The following is a 16,220-nucleotide window of genomic DNA, read 5'->3' on the forward strand; positions in this document are numbered from 1 at the left end:
TGTTCGACCGCGATCGGTACCGGTGATCCACCGGGCACCGCGGGCGAGCGGGCGAACTACGGGCCGCGCGTGGCCTGCTGGGCGGCGATCGCACCGCCCAGCAGGCCCATCCGCGGACGCGACCGGCGCCCGGAATCGGAATTCACGCGGCAGCCGGTCGTTCCGGCTCACTCAATTGACTTGTACTGCTCAACGATTCAGAGTGCAGGGCACGTATCCGCCGACGGCGTACGGAGTGGTCACCCCATAGGAGAACGCGCCGCACGGGCCGTTCTGGCGTATGCCGACGAGGAGGGTGTGCTGCGCGTCGCTGTAGAAATCGATGACGTACTCGGACGACGGCCCGATCTGCGGCTTGGCGTGCACCTGAGCTGCCTCCGCGGGCATCGCGCCCACCATTGCGGTACCGGTCATGAGCAGTGCGACCAATCCGACACGGGTAAACTTCCCAACCATTTCGGACCTCCTGACGTAGTGGCCGGCGAACACCCGACATGGGGCACAGCCCCGCAGGTCAGGAGTCACATGGCCAGCTGAACAATCATGACAGAGCATTGTGAAGGTACCGCTCGCGATTCGAACGGTCAATGGAAACAACGCAGTTGCCGCAGCTATCCGATTTGCGTCAGATGTTCGCCGGATTCATGCAGCACCGTTTAGCACGGGAAGTGACTGGCCACCAGAGAAACTTCGGCATCAGGAGACGTAGTCGGCATGGCGGTCGACCTCGCCGGACGACGATGGCTCAGGCTTTGTGGTGACGTATGCGTTCAACGTTTCCGCTGGTGTGGATCCCCTGCAATCGGCACCGACGGAGCCCTTTCCGAGTGGCACTCCGAAGAAGATCGGAATTCCTACGAGCGCCGACGGGGGCTCGCGCCGTCGAGGAACTGGGTGGTGACCGTTGCGGCGGCGCGGGCCGGGCCGAGGTGGGGGGTCAGGGTGAGGCCGGCTTCGAGGAGGGCGGCGAAGAAGGTGAGGGTGATGTCCGGTTCCTGGTCGCCGCGCAGGGTGCCGTCCGTGATGCCGCGGCGGACCAGGGCGCGCAAGGGGGTGCCGATGCGGCGGTCGGTGGCGGTGGGGTCGGCCGGTTTGTGGCCGGTGTGCCGCAGGGCGATGTACTTGGCGCCGGTGGTGACGAAGGCGTGGCAGACCCGGGCGATCGCGTCGCGGACCGGGAGGTGGGCGAGGCCGGCCGCTTCGAGGCGGTCGCCGAGGTCGTCGACGGCGGCGTCGGCCAGCGCGTCCAGCAGCGCCTGGCGGCTGGGGTAGTAGCGGTAGAGCGTGGCCCGGCCGACGCCGGCGGCGCGCGCGATGTCGGTCATGCCCGCGGCGGTGCCCGGCTCGGCCAGCAGGGCGGCCGCCCGGTCCAGGATCAGTACGGCGACCTGGTCACGCGGGGGCGGCGGTGGCGTCGTCATCGGACCATCGTCCCAGCCTTTCGCCTCCCGTGATGAGCAGTCGGGGGGCGGGCCGTGCGGGCCCACCCGGTACCCTGGCGGGTCGCTGTCGTTCGTGTGGGTCTGGTGGGAGGAAGCGGGAGTTGGGCACCGTCAGGGGTGGGTCGCAGGCGGGGGTGCCGTTCGACGGCGGCGCGTGGGCGCAGGTGCTGGTGGAGGTCGGCCAGAGCGGGCGCCGGCTGCGGCGCGAGGAGTTGGACGCGCTGCGGGAGTACGGGGACCGGGCGGCCGAGGACGGGCGGGGGCTCGCGGAGCTGGTGGACGAGCGGCTGGCCGAGGCCGGGCGGGTGTGGGAGGGGCAGCCGGTCGACGCGGCGTCGATGGCGGCGCTGCGGGCGGGGATCGGCGCGCTGGCGGCCGGTCACGGGCGGGCGTACCGGGAGCGGTTGCAGCGGGAGGAAGCGGGGCGGCGGGAGTTCGTCGCGGACCTGCTGAGCAGCCGCAGCGACTTGGGGCGGCTGGCCGAGCACGCCGAGCGGTTCGGCCTCAACCTGGCCTGTGCGCACGTGGTGGCGGTGGCGGAAGGCGACGGCTACGACCTGGACGACCCGCTGGTGCGCGCCTTGGAGCGGCAGTTGCTGGGCCGGTTCGGGGAGCAGGAGGTGCTGCTGGCGGTCAAGCACGGGCGGCTGGTGTGCATCATGCCGTCGGGGCCGGGCGAGGACGCGGCGGTCAAGGCGTTCGCGGAGCTGACGCCGGGTCGGCGGGTGGTGGTGGGCCGGCCGCACAGCGGGCCGGGCGGCGTGGTGCACTCGTACGAGGAGGCGCGCGCGGCGCTGGAGCAGGCGGACCAACTGGGCCTGCCCGAGCAGCTGCTGCACGCGGCCGACCTGCTGGTGCTGCCGGTGCTGCTGCGCGACCGGGAGGCGCTGGAGGAACTGGTGCACGGCGTGCTGGGGCCGCTGCGCAAGGCGCGCGGCGGCGCCCGGCCGCTGGTGGAGACGCTGATCGCCTACGCCGACTCGCGGTACGTGACGGCGGAGGCGGCGCGCCGGCTGGGCCTGAGCGTGCGGGCGTTGGCGTACCGGATCGCGCACATCGTCCGGCTGACCGGCCTGGACCCGGACGACGCGTTGCAGCGCTACACGTTGGAGACGGCGGTGCTCGGCGCGAGGCTGCTCGGCTGGCCGGACGATCCGGCGGAGTGAGCCGAGCGCAGGACGCCCCAGCGGGCGGCCTGCTCGGGGGTGGCCCGGCCGCGCAGGTGGGCGAGGGCCAGCAGGTTGGCCTCGGCGGCGCTGCCGAGGGTGCGGGCCTCGGCCAGGTAGTGGTCGTCGAGCAGCGCCTCGACCTCGGCGTCGGTCTGCACCGGGTCGACGCGGGCGGCGAGTTGGGCCATGGTGCGGTAGGAGCCCTGGAGCAGGAAGGGCGGTTCGGTGCGGGTGGTCTCGGCCTGGGCGGCGGAGGCGATGTAGGCGCTGTTGACGGCGAGGACGGTGCGCTGGACCCGGCGCAGCCGGGTGAGCGTGGCCACCGCGCGCTCCAGCTCGGCGACCGGCTGGGTGAGTTGGTCGGCCTGGGCGGCCGGGTCGCCGTCGGCGAGTGCGACCAGCAGCCGCAGGTCGGCCGGGTCGGCGCCGGCCAGCGGGGCCAGCACCGGGTTGGCGGCCAGCGCGTTCTCCAGGAAGGAGAGGGCGAAGAGGTCCTGATGGCCCGTCAGAACCTCGCCGAGGTTCCACACGTCGGCACGGTTGGCCAGCATGTCGGGGATCTCGAAGCGTTCGCCGTTCGCGGTGTACGGGTTGCCGGCCAGGCAGACGGCGAACCGGCGGCCGCGCAGGTCGAAGCTGCGGGCGGTGCCGCCGCTGACCGCCTCGATGCGGCGCTGGGTGTCGCAGAGCGGGATGAACTTCTGCAGCAGTTCGGCCGAGACGTGCTGGATGTCGTCGACGTGCAGCAGCACGTTGCTGCCCGCCTCCAGGGCGAAGACGATCTTCTCGACCTCGCGGCGGGCGGCGGCGTCGGGCGCGCGGTCGGGGTCGAGCGAGGTGGTGGCGGTGCCGAGGGCCGGGCCGTCGGCCCGGACCATGAGCAGGCCGAGGCGGTCGGCGACGTACTCCAGCAGGGTGGTCTTGCCGTACCCGGGCGGGGAGAGGAGCAGCAGCAGGCCGCTGCGGTCGGCTCCGGCGCCGGCGTCGAGGGTGCCCAGCTGCTTGGCCAGGTTGTCGCCGAGCAGCGGCAGGTAGACCTGGTCGATGAGCTGGTTGCGGACGAAGCCGGCCAGCGGGCGGGGCCGGTAGTCGTCCAGCCGCAGCCGGGTGCGTTCGGCGGCCAGCAGGTCGGCGCGCCGGCGCTGGAAGGCCCGGAAGGCCGGGGCCCGCTCCTCGCGGAAGCTGCGGGCCAGGTCGGGCAGTTGGTCGATCCGCACGGTCAGCCGGCCGTCGGTGAGGCGCGGGTGGGCGCCGAGCAGGCCGGTGACGGTCTCGCCGACCGGGGCGTCGACCGGGTAGCGCGGCAGCTCGGGTGCGCAGAGCTGGGCGACGGCCTCGTCGAGGCCCTCGGCGTCCGGGCCCGCGTAGGAGCCGAGCCAGGCGGCGGCGAGTTGGTGGCGGGCGGGCAGGTCGTCGGCCAGCGCCCGCAGGTCGTCGGCCAGGGCGGCGGCGCCGGCGGTCTGCCGGAAGCCGTCGAGCAGGGTGCGGGCGGTGCCGGCGGCGGCGAACCCCTCGCGCGGGTCGGCGAGTTCGGCGAGCAGGTAGTCCCCGGTTCGGGCCGCTGCGCCGAGCAGCCCGAGAGAGTCCGCGAACTGCCCGGCGGCGGACGAGAGTTCGGCCGCGAGTTCGGAGCGGGCCGCCGCCGATCCGGCCGCGCCGAAGTGGTCGGCGGCCCGGGCCAGTGAGCGGGCCCGGCGCTGCCAGCCGGCCCGCTGCCCGCCGTCGGCGCCGTGCGCCCAGAACAGTTGGGCGGCGGCGCGCACCGGGGCGGGGTGTTCGAGCAGGCCGGCGCCGGCCCGCAGGCGCAGCAGCGCGTCGAGGATCAGCGCGGCGTCGTGGTCGTGGACGCCGCGCTCGTAGCCCTCGTCGTAGGCGCGTTCGGCGGCGCGGCGGACCTGGTCGAGCAGCGGCTCCTCGCCGTCCTCGGCCGCGGACAGCAGCCCGGCGGCCAGGTACTCGGCCCGGTAGAGCGCCGGGGACTCGCTGACCAGCGGCTGGGTCCAGAACTCGCGCCCGGCCAGCAGCTGCGGCAGGTCGGCGGGGCTGCGGTAGCCGGTGCCGGTGACCAGGAAGGCGAGGCCCTCGCCCTCGGGTTGCAGGGTCAGCTCGACGGGTTCGCGGCGGACCGCGAAACGGTGGCGGCCCAGCCGCACGCTCGCGCCGCCGTCGGCGGACAGGTCGGCGCGGTCGCGCAGGTCGCGCAGCGCGGTGCCGACGGCGCCGGAGAGCGCGTCCAGCAGTTCCTGGGCGCGGACCTGGTCGTCGAGCCCGCGCAGTTCCGCGGCCGCGGCGCGCACCCGCACCGCCATCGGGTCGGCGGCCTGGGCGGCGTGGATCTCGGTGGCGGAGGTCTGGCCGGCGAGTCGGCGGCGCAGCGCCGCGAGGGCCCGCTCGGCGGAGGCGGCGATCCGGTCGGCGCGGGCGGCGGCCTCGTCCAGCAGGGTCTGGCGGCGGGCGGCGAAGGCCTGCTTCAGCTCCTCCCGGCGCACCGCCAGGTCGGCGGCGAGGTCCTCGGCCTCGGCGAACCGGGCCTCCAGGGCGTCCACCCGCAGCAGCAGGCGGGCGAGTTGGTCGTCGCAGCCGGCCGGGGTGTCGGCGGCGGCGAGGGCGGCCGTGGTGGCCTGGGCGAGCAGCGCCGACTCGGCGGCGTGCGCGGCCCGGTGTTCGGCGTCGAGCAGTGCGCGGCGGCGGTTGGCGAGCACCGCGCGGGCCCGGTTGACGGCCGACAGCACCTCACCGATGGTCAGCAGCACGGCCGTTCCGGCGGTCGGGTCGGCCGCGACGGCGCCGGTGACCAGGTCGGTGACGGTGGCCAGGGCGTCGGCCTGCTCGGTCAGGCGGTCGGCGAGCGCGGTCGCCTCGGCGGCGGTGGTGACCGACTCGGCGTGCTCGGCGGCGGCCCGGGCCGCGTCGAGCGGGGCGGCGAAGGCATCGGGTCCGGCGAAGAAGGCGAAGGCGCGCTCGGTCGCGGCGGTCAGCTCGGCGGCCAGCTCCGCCTCGACCTTCTCCAGTGCCGCCAGGTCGAGTTGGGGCAGGTCGCGCAGGGCGCGGGTGCGGCCCTGGGCCTGGCGCAGCTCGGCGAGCAGCCCGGTCCAGGCGTCGGCGTCGGCGGGCGGCTCGCCATGCGAGCGGCGCAGCAGGGCGGCGGCCTCGCCGGCGGCCCGTTCCAGCGCCTGTGCGGCGCGGCCGGCCAGCGCCCGGATCCGGTCCTGTTCGGCGGCCACCTGCTCGGCGGCTTCGCGCAGTTCGGCGAGCGGTTCGAGCAGGCCGGTGTCGCCGAGCCAGTAGTGGCGGTCGGCGGTCCTGGCGCAGGCGTCCAGGATCAGCTCGGCGGCCGTCTCCGGCCCCGACGCGTCGGCGGCCGCGGTGGCGGTGCGGACCACGTCGAGGCAGTCGGCGATGCCGCGCACCAGGTCGGCGTTGCCGATCCGGGCCAGCGGTCCGTCGCCGACGGGTTGGGCGGCGGCGTGGTCGGCGGACTGGAACGGGGTCTGCCAGAGCTGGAGTTCGTGGGTGCGGACCGGCTCGCGGTCCGGCTTGAGCAGCACCAGGGTGCCGTCGGGGAGCAGGGTGTGCGCGGCGCCGTGCAGGGCGGCGGCGGCCTCGCGGCGGACCGTGTTCCAGGGCAGCAGCAGGACTTGGGCGTGCCCGGGTCGGCGCAGCACGTAGAGCAGGTCCTCGCCGTTGGGCGAGGGCAGCACGGCGTCGAAGCGCAGGCCGCTCTGGCCCTGGGCGCCCTCGGTGCGGAACGCCCGGTGGGTGCCGTCGGCCAGTTCGTAGCCGCCGGGGAAGATCAGGCCCTGCTCGGCGGGCAGCAGCCGGGCGCCGAGGCCGAGCGAGTCCTGCCGGCGCACCGATCCGGTGCGGGTGTTGACGACCAGGTAGCGGTCGGCCGGCTCGTTGTAGGGGCGGATCCGCAGGAGCAGCAGCGGTCCGGTCTCGGCGTAGGCGACGGTGGCGTCCGCCAGGCTCTGCAGCGGCTCGACCACCTCCTCCTCGTACAGCGGCCGGTCTCCGGGCAGCGCGTGGACGGTCAGGCTGCCGCCGGTGGTGGCGACGGAGACGGCGCCCCCGCCGCCCTCGATCCGGATCCGCCCGCGGTCGTGGTGCTCGCGCCCGGTGACGGTCCACGGCAGCTCGTAGGCGGGCGGCTGCGGGAGGTCGCGTTCGCCGTGGTTGCCCAGGTACTCGACCTGATGGTCCGTCAACTGCCAGCTGAGCACCCGCTGGTCGCCGTCGTTCTCGCCCGTGCGGAAGACCGCGAGCAGCCGCCCGGAGGGGGTGCGCAGCAGGTCGGCGAGGCGGGCGTCGCGGTAGTAGCGGAGCAGTTCGGCCAGGTCGCGGTGGAACCGCTCGTCGTCGAGCAGGCCGGGCACGGCGCCGCTGTCCAGCGCCGTGCCGTCGGGGGCGTGCAGCGAGAGCAGGCCGGCGCCGAGGTCGGGGGCGGTGGTGCCCAGCAGCAGCGCGCCGGGGCGCACCGCGACGATCCCGCAGGCCGCGCCCTCCCCCGCGGTGCGCGGCCGGGCGGAGGCCGCGAGCTCAAGCGCCCGGGCGCCGAAGGCCTCCTGCCGGTGGGCGTTCAACTCCGCCGCCCGCCGCCCCAGTTCCGCCGCGCGCTCGGCGAGCCGTGCCCGCAGGATCTGGTAGGTGCCGCCCTCGACGCCCATGGCTGTTCCCGTTTCCCCTTGCCTGACTGGTGTTCTGACGGACTGTCGGGCAGCGGACTACTTGTCCGCTGCCCGTCGGACGTTGGACTACTTGCCCGTGCCGCTGCCCGCGCCGCTGCCCGTGCCGTTGCCCGCTGCGTTGCCCGCTGCGTTGACGACGACCCGCACCGGCTCGGCCGGGAGGACGCCGTCACCGGCACTGCCCAGCAGCCGGGTCAGCATCGCCAGGTTCCACGGTCCGCCGGCCGCCAGGCCGCGCAGCACCTCGGTCGCGTCGTCGCTGAACTTGCGCTCGCCGCTCAGCCAGTCGGCGCCCAGTGCCTGGACGATGTCCGAGCCCTGCACCGCCCCGTCGATCGACTTGCCGAAGGAGATCGCGCCGACCAGCTTGTCCAGGAAGACGCTGTCACCGCCGACGATGTCGATGTCCGCGCTCTCCAGGCCGGCCGCCAGCACCGACGCCTGCGCCTCGGCCACCTTCGCCTGGACCTCCAGCTGGGCCATCCGGACGTCCTTGTCGGCGGCCAGTCGCAGCCGGAACTCCTCGTGCGAGCGGGAGACCTCGTCGAGGGCGGCCATCGCAATCGCCTTCTTCTCCAGGCCTGCGGCCTCGCCGAGCAGCTTCTCCCGGATGCCGGCGGCCTCCGCGCTCGCCATCCGCTCGGCCACCGCGGCCTCCGCCAGGCCGACCTTCTCGATCGCCTCGGCCTTCTCCTTCAGACCGGCCGCCTCGCTCTCCAGCCGGGCCCGGACACCGGCCGCGTCGGCCAGCAGCTTCTCCCGGATGCCCGCCGCCTCCGCGTTGGCCTTGCTCTCGGCCACCGCGGCCTCCGCCAGGCCGACCTTCTGGATCGCGGCCGCCTTCTCCTGCAGGCCCGCGGCCTCACTCTCCAGGCGGGCCCGGACGCCGGACGCATCGGCCAGCAGCTTCTCCCGGATGCCGGCGGCCTCGGCGTTGGCCTTGCGCTCCGCGACGGCGGCCTCGGCCAGACCGACCTTCTCGATCGCCTCCGCCTTCTCCTTCAGACCGGCCGCCTCGCCCTCCAGCCGGGCCCGGACACCGGCCGCGTCGGCCAGCGCCTGACGCTCCGCCACCTCGGCCTCGGCCAGTCCGACCGCACCGGCCAGCGCCCGCTCGCCCTCGGCCCGGCGCAGGTTGGCGGCGGCCTCCAGCTCGGCGCTCTTCTGGCCGGCCTCGGCCAGCACCAGCTGCTCCTTGGCCCGCAGGTGCGCGGTCTGCTCGGCGACCTCGGCCGCCTTGATGTCCTTGACCAGCTGCTCCTGCGCCTCCGCCTCGGCGGCGATGATCACACTCTGCCGGGTGCGCTCGGCCTCCTGGACCACCCGGACCCGCTTGATCTCCTCCTCCTGCTCGGCGACGGTGCGCTCGACCGCGATCCGCTCGCGCACCACCTCGGCAACCCCGCGCTTCTCGGCCTCGACCTCCTTCTCCATCTCGGCCTTGGCCAGCTGCACCTCGCGGTCGCGGTTGACCACCTCCAGCATCCGGTCCTTCTCGATCCGCTCGGTCTCCACCGCGAGCACCCGCTCGCGGTTCTTCTCGGCGACGGCGATCTCCCGCTGCTGGTTCTCCCGCTGCACGCCGAGCAGTTCCTCGGTGCGCAGCGCGGCGCCCTGCGCCTTGAGCCGCTCCTCCTCCTGCACCTGCGCGGTGGCGGCCTCCTCCTGGGCCTTCAGCGTCTCGATGCCCTTGCGCTGGCGGATCTCCGCCTCGGCCCGGCGGCGCTCCAGCTCCAGCACCGCCTCGCGGGCGTCGACGTCCTGCCGGGTGATCTCCATCTGCTCGTTGCGCTGGAAGTCGTTGGTGCGGATGTGCTCCAGCGCGGTCAGCTCGGTGATCTTCCGGATGCCCTGGGCGTCCAGGATGTTGGTCGGGTCCAGCTGGGCGAGCGGCGTCTGCTCCAGGTGGTCGATCGCCGCGTCCTCCAGGTGGTAGCCGTTCAGGTCGGTGCCGATCGCCGCGATGATGCGGTCGCGGAACTCCTCGCGGTGGGTGTAGAGGTCGGCGAAGTCCAGCTGCTTGCCGACGGTGCGCAGCGCCTCGGCGAACTTGGAGCTGAACAGGTTCTGCAGGGTCTCCTGGTGGCTGGCCCGCTCGGTGCCGATCGCCTGGGCGACCTTGACGACGTCCTCGACCGTCTTGTTCACCCGGACGAAGAAGGTGATCTGGATGTCGGCGCGGATGTTGTCCTTGCAGATCATGCCCTCCTTGCCGGCCCGGTGGATCTCGATGGCCTTCACCGAGATGTCCATGACCTCCGCGCGGTGCACCATCGGCAGCACCAGCGCGCCGGTGAAGGTGACGGCGACGCCCTTGGGACGGGAGATGATCAGGGCCTCGCCCTGCACCACCTTGCGGAACAGCCGACCGAAGAGCAGCAGCGTGCCCAGGCCGATGAGCAGGAGGACGGCGACGAGCACACCGATACCGATGGTGACGACAGACATGGCTGTTCCCTTGGACTGACTGGTGCCAGGAATGATCGAATGAGTTGACGGACCGACGACGGCGCAGCCGACGTCGCGTCAGGTGGCGGAGGCCGGGGCGGGCATGACCCAGAAGTACTCGCCCTCGGCGTCGTAGTCGTAGATGAGCGCGGCGGCTCCCGCCCGCAGCTCACCGCCCGGGCCGGCTGCGTCGTCGAGGCTCTGCCGGACCTGCACCACGGCGGAGGAGCCGTCGGCCGCGCGCACCTCGGCCTGGCCGAAGTCCGGCCCGACCCGGCCGGTGCGGATCACGCAGCCCAGGCCCACGAAGTCCCGGCGGGTCGGCGGCGGGGCCGGCTCCGGCATCAGCCGCCGCAGCGGCAGCACCGACAGGCGGGCCCCCACCCACCCGGTGGCCAGCGCCAACGGCAGCGCGAGCCAGCCGGCACCTCCCCCGCCACCGAGCCAGACCCCGCCCGCCAGTGAGCCGAACCAGGCGAAGGCGATCACCAGTGACACCGCCACCGTGATCGGCACTCCGCCCAGGCCCAGCACGCGCTGCAGGCCGCCGTGGCCGTGCCGGTGGCCATGGCCGTGACCGTGGTCTTGGCCATGGCCGTTCCCGTAGCCGCCGTGGTGCCCCCGGGCCCCGTGCAGATGCGCTCCCCCGACGAGCACCAGCACCCAGTAACCCACCACCACGACCAGCGCGAAGGTGAAGACCGCGGTCGGAAACCCGGTCACCGCCCCCAGAAAGCCCCGCACTGTGCTCGCCTGCCTCTACGCGTCCCCCGGCGGCTCCTCCGTGGAACCGCACGCGTCAGAGTGGCAGCGGCCCCGGCTCGCGCGCAGTGCGTGATCCCGGCAATCTTGACGCCCCCTTGACGTCCTGGATCAGCTCACAGGACCTTCACGCAACCGCCGAAGCACCGTCAGGCGTCAGGCGTGCCCCCGGGCCGCGGGGTAGCCCGCGGCATGCAGGATCCGGTCGAACTCCCTCATGCCGGTGAGGGCGATGTCCCTGCCGTGGCGCATGGTTTCAGCGCTCCTCCGGCGGTCCCGCGGTTCGTTCTCCAGGCCGAGCAACCGCGCGCCCTCCTCGAAGAGCCCGCCGCCCCGCGCCACTTCAGCGGCCAGTTCGGCGAGTTGTTCCCCCGTGTTCGCGTCGGTGACCAGCCCGGCGATCTCGGTGCGCAGCGCCGAGTTGCGCCTCAGGGCGTTGGCGACGTCGGTGGCGTGCTTGATCACCATGGGGATCTCACGCTGCGCCTGAACGGTTTCGTGCGGTCGGGGGTGAGCCGTGCGGTTCGGTTCGGTGGCGTGCGGCTCGTCGAGCCCGAAGCTCCGGACCGGAATCATCGCCAGCGTCGAGGACCTGGCGACCGCGTCCGAGGTCGGTTCCCAGGCCGAGCCGAACTGGGCCCGGTGGTACCCGACCAGTTCGTGCTGCGGGCCCGCACCTGTCGAGTCCTCAGGATCGAGTACGGCTTGACCGGTCCCGGAGCTGTTGGCCTTGAGCTCAAGGAACTTGGCCTGGGCCTTCCTCGGAACGTACCGGATTCCGGCCCGCTCGTTCGCGGCGAGCCACGCGCTGAACTCCGCTACGTAGTCCGGGTCGCGGGGAAAGTCGGACATGTCGTATCCGGCTGCCTTGAGCTGAGCCAGGGCCTTGTGGTGCTGGGCGGTCTGGTCCATCCGGAAGCCCTCGGCCGCCTTCGCCCGGCTCTCCCCGGTCTGCCCGATTCCGCCGTAGGCCGGCGCCATGTCCGGCTTCGCCGGCCCGGACCACAGGTCGTACTGGCTTGTGTCGATGCCTTCCTCGGCCCCGTCGAGGAGCTGCGCGAGATTGGCGGCCTTCTGTGCGTAGAACTCCTCGGTGATCCGCTGGAGTTCGTTCGTCTTCTCGTTGAGGACGGCCTGACTGCGTGTCACGGGGCCGGAGCTGCGGGTCAGCTGCACGACGACGGCGTTCCCCGCCGTGGCCTGGAGGGCGAGGATGTTCCGCGCGGTCAGCGGGCTGGGGTGCGCAACGGAGCCGGACTGGCCGTGTGGCACCGTCCGCGCCACCGGTGGCTGCTGCTTGTCGGTGCCGATCGTCCGCACGTCGTTCCTCCTGCCCGATGAACCCGGTCTTCCTCGCGCCGTCCCGCTGCCACGTCTACTACGCGGGCCGGTGATCCGTCGCCACGAGCCGCCGACCGGAGCCGTTCGGGCAGCCGAACTGCCCGAACTGGCAGGGCCCTCAGTGGTGCCAGGCCTGGCCTCCGGTGTTGTGGATGAACCGCTGCAGGACCTTCAGCGTGGTCAGGTACTCCTCGTCGGAGACACCCGCGTGGCGCTCGGCCCAGAGGTCGCCCTGAAGGGCCGCCGCCTTGTCGAAGAGCGCCCGGCCTACGGGGGTCAGATCGAGTCGCCCCCCGGCGGCCTCGGAGACCCAGCCGCACTCGACGGCCGCGTCGATCTCGGCGTCCAGGGCGTCCTCCCCGGTGTCGAGGTAGTCGCGCAGCACTCGGGAGACGTCGTCGCGGGTCTTCGGCTCCGCAGCACGGGCGAGCTGGGCGAGCACCCACCACTGCGGCTGCGTGAGGGCGAGCTCGGCCAACGCGCCCCGAGTACGGCTGACGATGGCCTTGTAGGCCGCCCAACTCCAGTATCCGATCGGCTGCTTGATCAGTTCGGCATCGCTGTGCGAGTACTCCACGGCCGGGCCCTGCCCTTCTCGTTGATCCCGTCGATGCAGTCAACGCTAGGAGTTCAAGCCGGCTTGAGGTCAAGCGCGACTGTGCGGCTGAACCCACGGAGCTCACAGTGAGCCGTGTGCGGTGATGACGGCCAATTCGGAGAGCTGGCCGGCAGGGGTTTCCAGGACGCGGCCGAGGTGGTGCCTCAACCGTGTGGCGACCTCCGGGATGAGGAGGCGAATGCCGCAACTTCTGGCGGGGCGAGCAAGAGCGACGCCGTCGAGAACCGCGATGTGGTGTGGGTTCCTCGAAACTCGGCGATCCGCGTCATCGACGCCGATACGCTCTACCCATCCGTCCTGGCTGCCCTGAAGGAGCAGACGTGACACAACTGACTGCCGAGGACCGTCCGGGCATCGCCGCCGCGATCGTGGTTCAGGAAGGCCGTGTCCTGATGGTGAGGAGACGGGTGAGCGAGGGCCAGCTCTCCTGGCAGTTCCCGGCCGGTGAGATCGAGTCCGGTGAGTCGCCCGAGCAGGCAGCCGTCCGCGAGACTGCGGAGGAGACCGGGCTCGATGTGACTGCAATCAAGCTCCTGGGTGAGCGCGTGCACCCGAAGACCGGCCGGCTGATGTCGTACACGGCCTGCGAGGTCGTCAGCGGCACCGCCGAGGTGGTCGACACGGAGGAGCTGGACCAGCTCGCCTGGGTGACTCTCGCCGAGATCCCCGAGTACGTGCCCTACGGTCTCTACGAGCCGGTGCAGCAATTCCTGGACACCACGCTCGGGAGCTGACGACTCAAACTCGGCGAAGGCTCTGTGGGCGGCGAGGTCGGCTCTATCTCAGTTAGCGTTAAAGGCAATTGACACTACGACAGAGAGTAAGGCCGTGCACCGGATCGCTCTTACTGCTGCTGACGGTGTGGGTCTTGATGCGGTCTTCCACCCGGTACCGCATGGTCGGACCGTTCGGGGAGTCGTGGTTCAGGCTCACGGTATCGCCGCTGACCTGGATGAGGGTGGCATGTTCGAGCGTCTGGCCGAGTCGCTCGTGGCGGCTGGATTCACGGTGCTGAGGTTCTCCTTTCGAGGCCATGGGGAGAGTGAAGGGAGCCAGCGCGGGATCACCATCTCAGGGGAACTGCTCGACCTCCAGGCCGCACTCGATCGAGCGCAGGACGAGGAGGCCGGCGCCCCGCTCTTCGTGATCGCCGCGAGCTTCGGGGCGGTGGCCACGTGCCTCTCCCTGCGCTGGTTGTCCGGGAAGTTGGCCGGACTGGTGCTTTGGAACCCCGTGCTGGATCTGCGGCGCACCTTCCTGGAACCGGAGCTTCCGTGGGGGCTGGAGAACTTCGGACCAGAGGCACTGAAACAGCAGGAGGAATCGGGAGTGCTGCTGCTCGACGGTGAGTTCGAGCTCAGCCGAGTGCTCTTCGCAGAGATGCGCCACTGGCAGCCCGGTGAGTCTTTCGTCGCCGATGCCACTTCGGCGCTCATCGTCCATGGCGACCAGGATAGTTACGTCTCCTACGACGTGGCACGTGAGGCGGCGGCCCGGCACGGGAACTGCGACTTCCACACCGTGCGAGGGTCCGACCACGGCTTCGACTCCCGTGACCGGGAGGACGAGGCGATCGAGGTGACGGCCGACTGGCTCATTGCACGCTCCAGGAGCGGACAGTGACGCGTGGCCTCTACGGGCCAGTCGTGTTGTCGGACTCCGTGCGGCTCGGAGAGTCGCGAGCGCTGTCTACTCGACCGAGTCGAGCAGTAAGGCTGCCCGTTCTCGCAGCGGCGTTGCGCGGTCGAGGTGGTCCCCGCGCTCGGCGCTCTGGAGCAGCATGGTGATGACGGCCAGTTCGGAGAAGCGGCCGGCAGGGGTTTCCAGGACGTGGCCGAGGTGGTGCCTCACCTGTGCGGCGACTTCCGGGACGAGGAGTGAGTAGCTGTGCAGCATGGCAGCGTCGAAGCCGACCGGTGGCATGCCCCAGCCCTCCCAGTCGAGGAGCACCAGGCCATGGCATCGGCCGGCCGTCAATTGCTTCCGATGTACCGCAGTCGTCGGCTCATGGCCACTCCTCTCACCGTCGGACGGGCTGAACCAGCGTGCCGTGAAGCCGCCCGTTGAGAAGCCCCGATTCTCGAATATTCCCCCACGACGCACCGCACTTCGTTCACCCGGCCGACTTCCCGGGCGACAGCCCGAACTGGACGAGAGCTGCTCGCCGCTCGGACGGCGACCGCGACCCGAGCGGACTGGGCGCTGGGTGACGGGGAGGACATGAGGGTTGGCGGTCCAGTGCTCGCGGGGTCAGACGGTGTACCGGTCGTGCGGGGTGGCTCGCTCCCACACCGTTTCGAAGGCACTGGCGCACAGCTTCACGACGGCGGGTTCGGTGTCGAAGGTGTCGGCGGTCCAAGCGCCGTCGCCGGTGAAGTGGTGGAAGCGGACCAACCGGCCGTCGAACAGCCAGAAGTCGTTGCCGGGCAGTGCGATGTCAGAAGCGAGTCGGCGGGGCAGCCAGCGGACCTGTTCGCCTGCAGCGACGTTGGTGAAGGTGCCGGAGTGCTCGTACCTGATGTACTCGGTGACCGGCTCGGAGACGATCCGGGCCCGGCGCACGACGACGCCACGGTTCACAGTCTCGCTGATCAGGTCCAGGAAGGGGCGCCACCAGGACGCCCGGTCGACGGGGTCGTACCTGAATCCGTCGCGCCACGCGGCGAAGGCTTCTGTCTCCTGGGTGACGGCGTAGGTGTCGCGCATCTCCAGGTGTACGGCGGAGTGCTCGGTGGCGCTGAGGAGTTCAGCGAAGGTCGGTTCGTTCTGCGGCATCGCACGCCTTTCGGAGGATCGGCACCATGCGGGCCGGGATGCGGATCAGACCGTCGACCGCACGGGCCTCGACGCACTCGTTCGACGCGCCGCTGTAGCTGGATTTCTGCCAGCCGACGCTTCTCAGGGCCCTGGAAGGCGGCTTCGAGCCGCCTCGATCTCGGATCGGGCGGCGGCGCCGAATACGGCTTGGTTCCGCAGGGCGGCGAACACCCGGACGAAGTACGTGATGTTCTCGGGTCTCGACGTCTGGAACGCCCCCGACCAGAACTCCTGCTTGAGCAGGCTCTCGTCGAACAGGTAGAAGCCCTCGCCCGGGTAGAGCGACCGCTCCCGGCCTTGGGGGATGATCCCGATGGACACGTACTGGAGCTTCATCACCTCCAGCAGATGATCGAGTTGGCCGTTCATCACCGCTGCGCCTCCCGTGTTGTTGGTCAGCGCGGACGCTTCCAGGAGGAACGAGAAGATCGGCGCTCCGGTACCGAGGAAGCGCTTACGGGCCATCCGGTTCTGTGCGGCCTCCTCGACGTCGTCCAGCGGTAGACCGTGCAGCCTGGCGTGGATGGCGAACTGCGCCTTGGCGTACTCGACGGTCTGTAGGAATCCGGGGATGAACAGCGACTCGTACACGCGCAGGAGCCTTGTCTTCGCGTACAAGTCCATGGCTTGGAACTGGAGACGCTTCATCCCCGGCCGGTGCCAGCGCTTGTAGTCGGTCCACATCTGCTCGATCTCACGGCTCACCGCGATGAGTTCGGGGATCTGCCCTTCGATGCCGCAGGCCGTCGCCCACTTCTGGATGTCGTCCTCGGTCGGGATCTGTGTCCCGTGCTCGATCTTGGACACCTTGGTCTTGTGCCAACCGCAGCGCCGCGCGAGTTCGACGCCCGACAGCTTGGTGTCCCGACGCAGTTCCTTGAGCTGAGTTCCGAATGCGCGCTTCGCGGACTCGGATGGTTCTTGGTCTGACATG

The 16,220-nt window shown here is 71.7% G+C and carries 15 protein-coding genes; 4 read left to right on the forward strand and 11 right to left on the reverse strand.

What is annotated here, in order from left to right:
• Positions 1 to 189 precede the first annotated feature (189 nt).
• The gene (locus FHX73_RS03620; protein ID WP_170304827.1) at positions 190 to 456 is read right to left on the reverse strand and encodes a hypothetical protein; all 267 of its coding nucleotides are present in this window, start codon (positions 454 to 456) and stop codon (positions 190 to 192) included.
• 398 nt (positions 457 to 854) lie between these two features.
• On the reverse strand, positions 855 to 1,421 hold the full coding sequence (locus FHX73_RS03625; RefSeq protein WP_145903242.1) for a TetR/AcrR family transcriptional regulator: 567 nt from the start codon (positions 1,419 to 1,421) through the stop codon (positions 855 to 857).
• A gap of 122 nt (positions 1,422 to 1,543) precedes the next feature.
• Between FHX73_RS03625 and FHX73_RS03630 the strand changes: the two genes are divergently transcribed.
• Positions 1,544 to 2,608, forward strand: coding sequence for a PucR family transcriptional regulator (locus FHX73_RS03630; protein ID WP_246213331.1), 1,065 nt, complete (start codon positions 1,544 to 1,546; stop codon positions 2,606 to 2,608).
• Here FHX73_RS03630 and FHX73_RS03635 read toward each other — a convergent pair.
• From FHX73_RS03635 to FHX73_RS03655, 5 genes are all read right to left on the reverse strand, one after another.
• A complete protein-coding gene (locus tag FHX73_RS03635; protein ID WP_145903244.1) occupies positions 2,542 to 7,278 on the reverse strand; it encodes a DNA repair ATPase in 4,737 nt (1,578 codons plus the stop codon). The two genes, FHX73_RS03630 and FHX73_RS03635, sit on opposite strands and share 67 nt — an antisense overlap.
• An 87-nt stretch (positions 7,279 to 7,365) precedes the next feature.
• A complete protein-coding gene (locus FHX73_RS03640; RefSeq protein ID WP_145903245.1) occupies positions 7,366 to 9,747 on the reverse strand; it encodes an SPFH domain-containing protein in 2,382 nt (793 codons plus the stop codon).
• Positions 9,748 to 9,825: 78 nt separating this feature from the next.
• The gene (locus tag FHX73_RS03645; RefSeq protein ID WP_246213332.1) at positions 9,826 to 10,470 is read right to left on the reverse strand and encodes a hypothetical protein; all 645 of its coding nucleotides are present in this window, start codon (positions 10,468 to 10,470) and stop codon (positions 9,826 to 9,828) included.
• 195 nt (positions 10,471 to 10,665) lie between these two features.
• A complete protein-coding gene (locus FHX73_RS03650) occupies positions 10,666 to 11,829 on the reverse strand; it encodes a hypothetical protein (protein ID WP_145903247.1) in 1,164 nt (387 codons plus the stop codon).
• A 139-nt stretch (positions 11,830 to 11,968) separates the two neighbouring features.
• The gene (locus tag FHX73_RS03655) at positions 11,969 to 12,427 is read right to left on the reverse strand and encodes a MarR family winged helix-turn-helix transcriptional regulator (RefSeq protein WP_145903248.1); all 459 of its coding nucleotides are present in this window, start codon (positions 12,425 to 12,427) and stop codon (positions 11,969 to 11,971) included.
• Positions 12,428 to 12,541: 114 nt separating this feature from the next.
• Here FHX73_RS03655 and FHX73_RS44475 point away from each other — a divergent pair, with 114 nt between their 5' ends.
• From FHX73_RS44475 to FHX73_RS03670, 3 genes are all read left to right on the forward strand, one after another.
• On the forward strand, positions 12,542 to 12,793 hold the full coding sequence (locus FHX73_RS44475; RefSeq protein ID WP_170304828.1) for a hypothetical protein: 252 nt from the start codon (positions 12,542 to 12,544) through the stop codon (positions 12,791 to 12,793).
• On the forward strand, positions 12,790 to 13,203 hold the full coding sequence (locus FHX73_RS03665; RefSeq protein WP_145903250.1) for an NUDIX hydrolase: 414 nt from the start codon (positions 12,790 to 12,792) through the stop codon (positions 13,201 to 13,203). The genes FHX73_RS44475 and FHX73_RS03665 overlap by 4 nt, the downstream gene beginning before the upstream one ends.
• A 184-nt stretch (positions 13,204 to 13,387) precedes the next feature.
• Positions 13,388 to 14,092, forward strand: a complete 705-nt coding sequence (locus tag FHX73_RS03670; RefSeq protein WP_281292711.1) for an alpha/beta hydrolase — start codon at positions 13,388 to 13,390, stop codon at positions 14,090 to 14,092.
• A 66-nt stretch (positions 14,093 to 14,158) separates the two neighbouring features.
• Here FHX73_RS03670 and FHX73_RS03675 read toward each other — a convergent pair whose 3' ends face one another.
• The 4 genes from FHX73_RS03675 to FHX73_RS03690 form a co-directional block, all read right to left on the reverse strand.
• Positions 14,159 to 14,419, reverse strand: coding sequence for a hypothetical protein (locus FHX73_RS03675; RefSeq protein ID WP_211786129.1), 261 nt, complete (start codon positions 14,417 to 14,419; stop codon positions 14,159 to 14,161).
• A 300-nt stretch (positions 14,420 to 14,719) separates the two neighbouring features.
• A complete protein-coding gene (locus FHX73_RS03680; RefSeq protein WP_145903252.1) occupies positions 14,720 to 15,244 on the reverse strand; it encodes a DUF6879 family protein in 525 nt (174 codons plus the stop codon).
• On the reverse strand, positions 15,216 to 15,428 hold the full coding sequence (locus FHX73_RS47485; protein WP_170305047.1) for a DUF397 domain-containing protein: 213 nt from the start codon (positions 15,426 to 15,428) through the stop codon (positions 15,216 to 15,218). Before FHX73_RS47485 ends, FHX73_RS03680 begins: the two co-directional genes overlap by 29 nt.
• Positions 15,368 to 16,219 carry a helix-turn-helix domain-containing protein gene (locus tag FHX73_RS03690; protein WP_170304829.1) on the reverse strand — a complete coding sequence of 284 codons (852 nt, stop codon included), beginning with the start codon at positions 16,217 to 16,219 and terminating at the stop codon, positions 15,368 to 15,370. Before FHX73_RS03690 ends, FHX73_RS47485 begins: the two co-directional genes overlap by 61 nt.
• Position 16,220 lies beyond the last annotated feature (1 nt).

It is taken from the genome of Kitasatospora viridis, from assembly GCF_007829815.1.
GTDB lineage: Bacteria > Actinomycetota > Actinomycetes > Streptomycetales > Streptomycetaceae > Kitasatospora > Kitasatospora viridis.

Coding starts and splice junctions, on each gene's coding strand:
- FHX73_RS03690 (WP_170304829.1), bottom strand. CDS start 16,219: ATGTCAGACCAAGAACCATCCGAGTCCGCGAAGCGCGCATTCGGAACT.
- FHX73_RS03620 (WP_170304827.1), bottom strand. CDS start 456: ATGGTTGGGAAGTTTACCCGTGTCGGATTGGTCGCACTGCTCATGACC.
- FHX73_RS03680 (WP_145903252.1), bottom strand. CDS start 15,244: ATGCCGCAGAACGAACCGACCTTCGCTGAACTCCTCAGCGCCACCGAG.
- FHX73_RS03635 (WP_145903244.1), bottom strand. CDS start 7,278: ATGGGCGTCGAGGGCGGCACCTACCAGATCCTGCGGGCACGGCTCGCC.
- FHX73_RS03625 (WP_145903242.1), bottom strand. CDS start 1,421: ATGACGACGCCACCGCCGCCCCCGCGTGACCAGGTCGCCGTACTGATC.
- FHX73_RS03640 (WP_145903245.1), bottom strand. CDS start 9,747: ATGTCTGTCGTCACCATCGGTATCGGTGTGCTCGTCGCCGTCCTCCTG.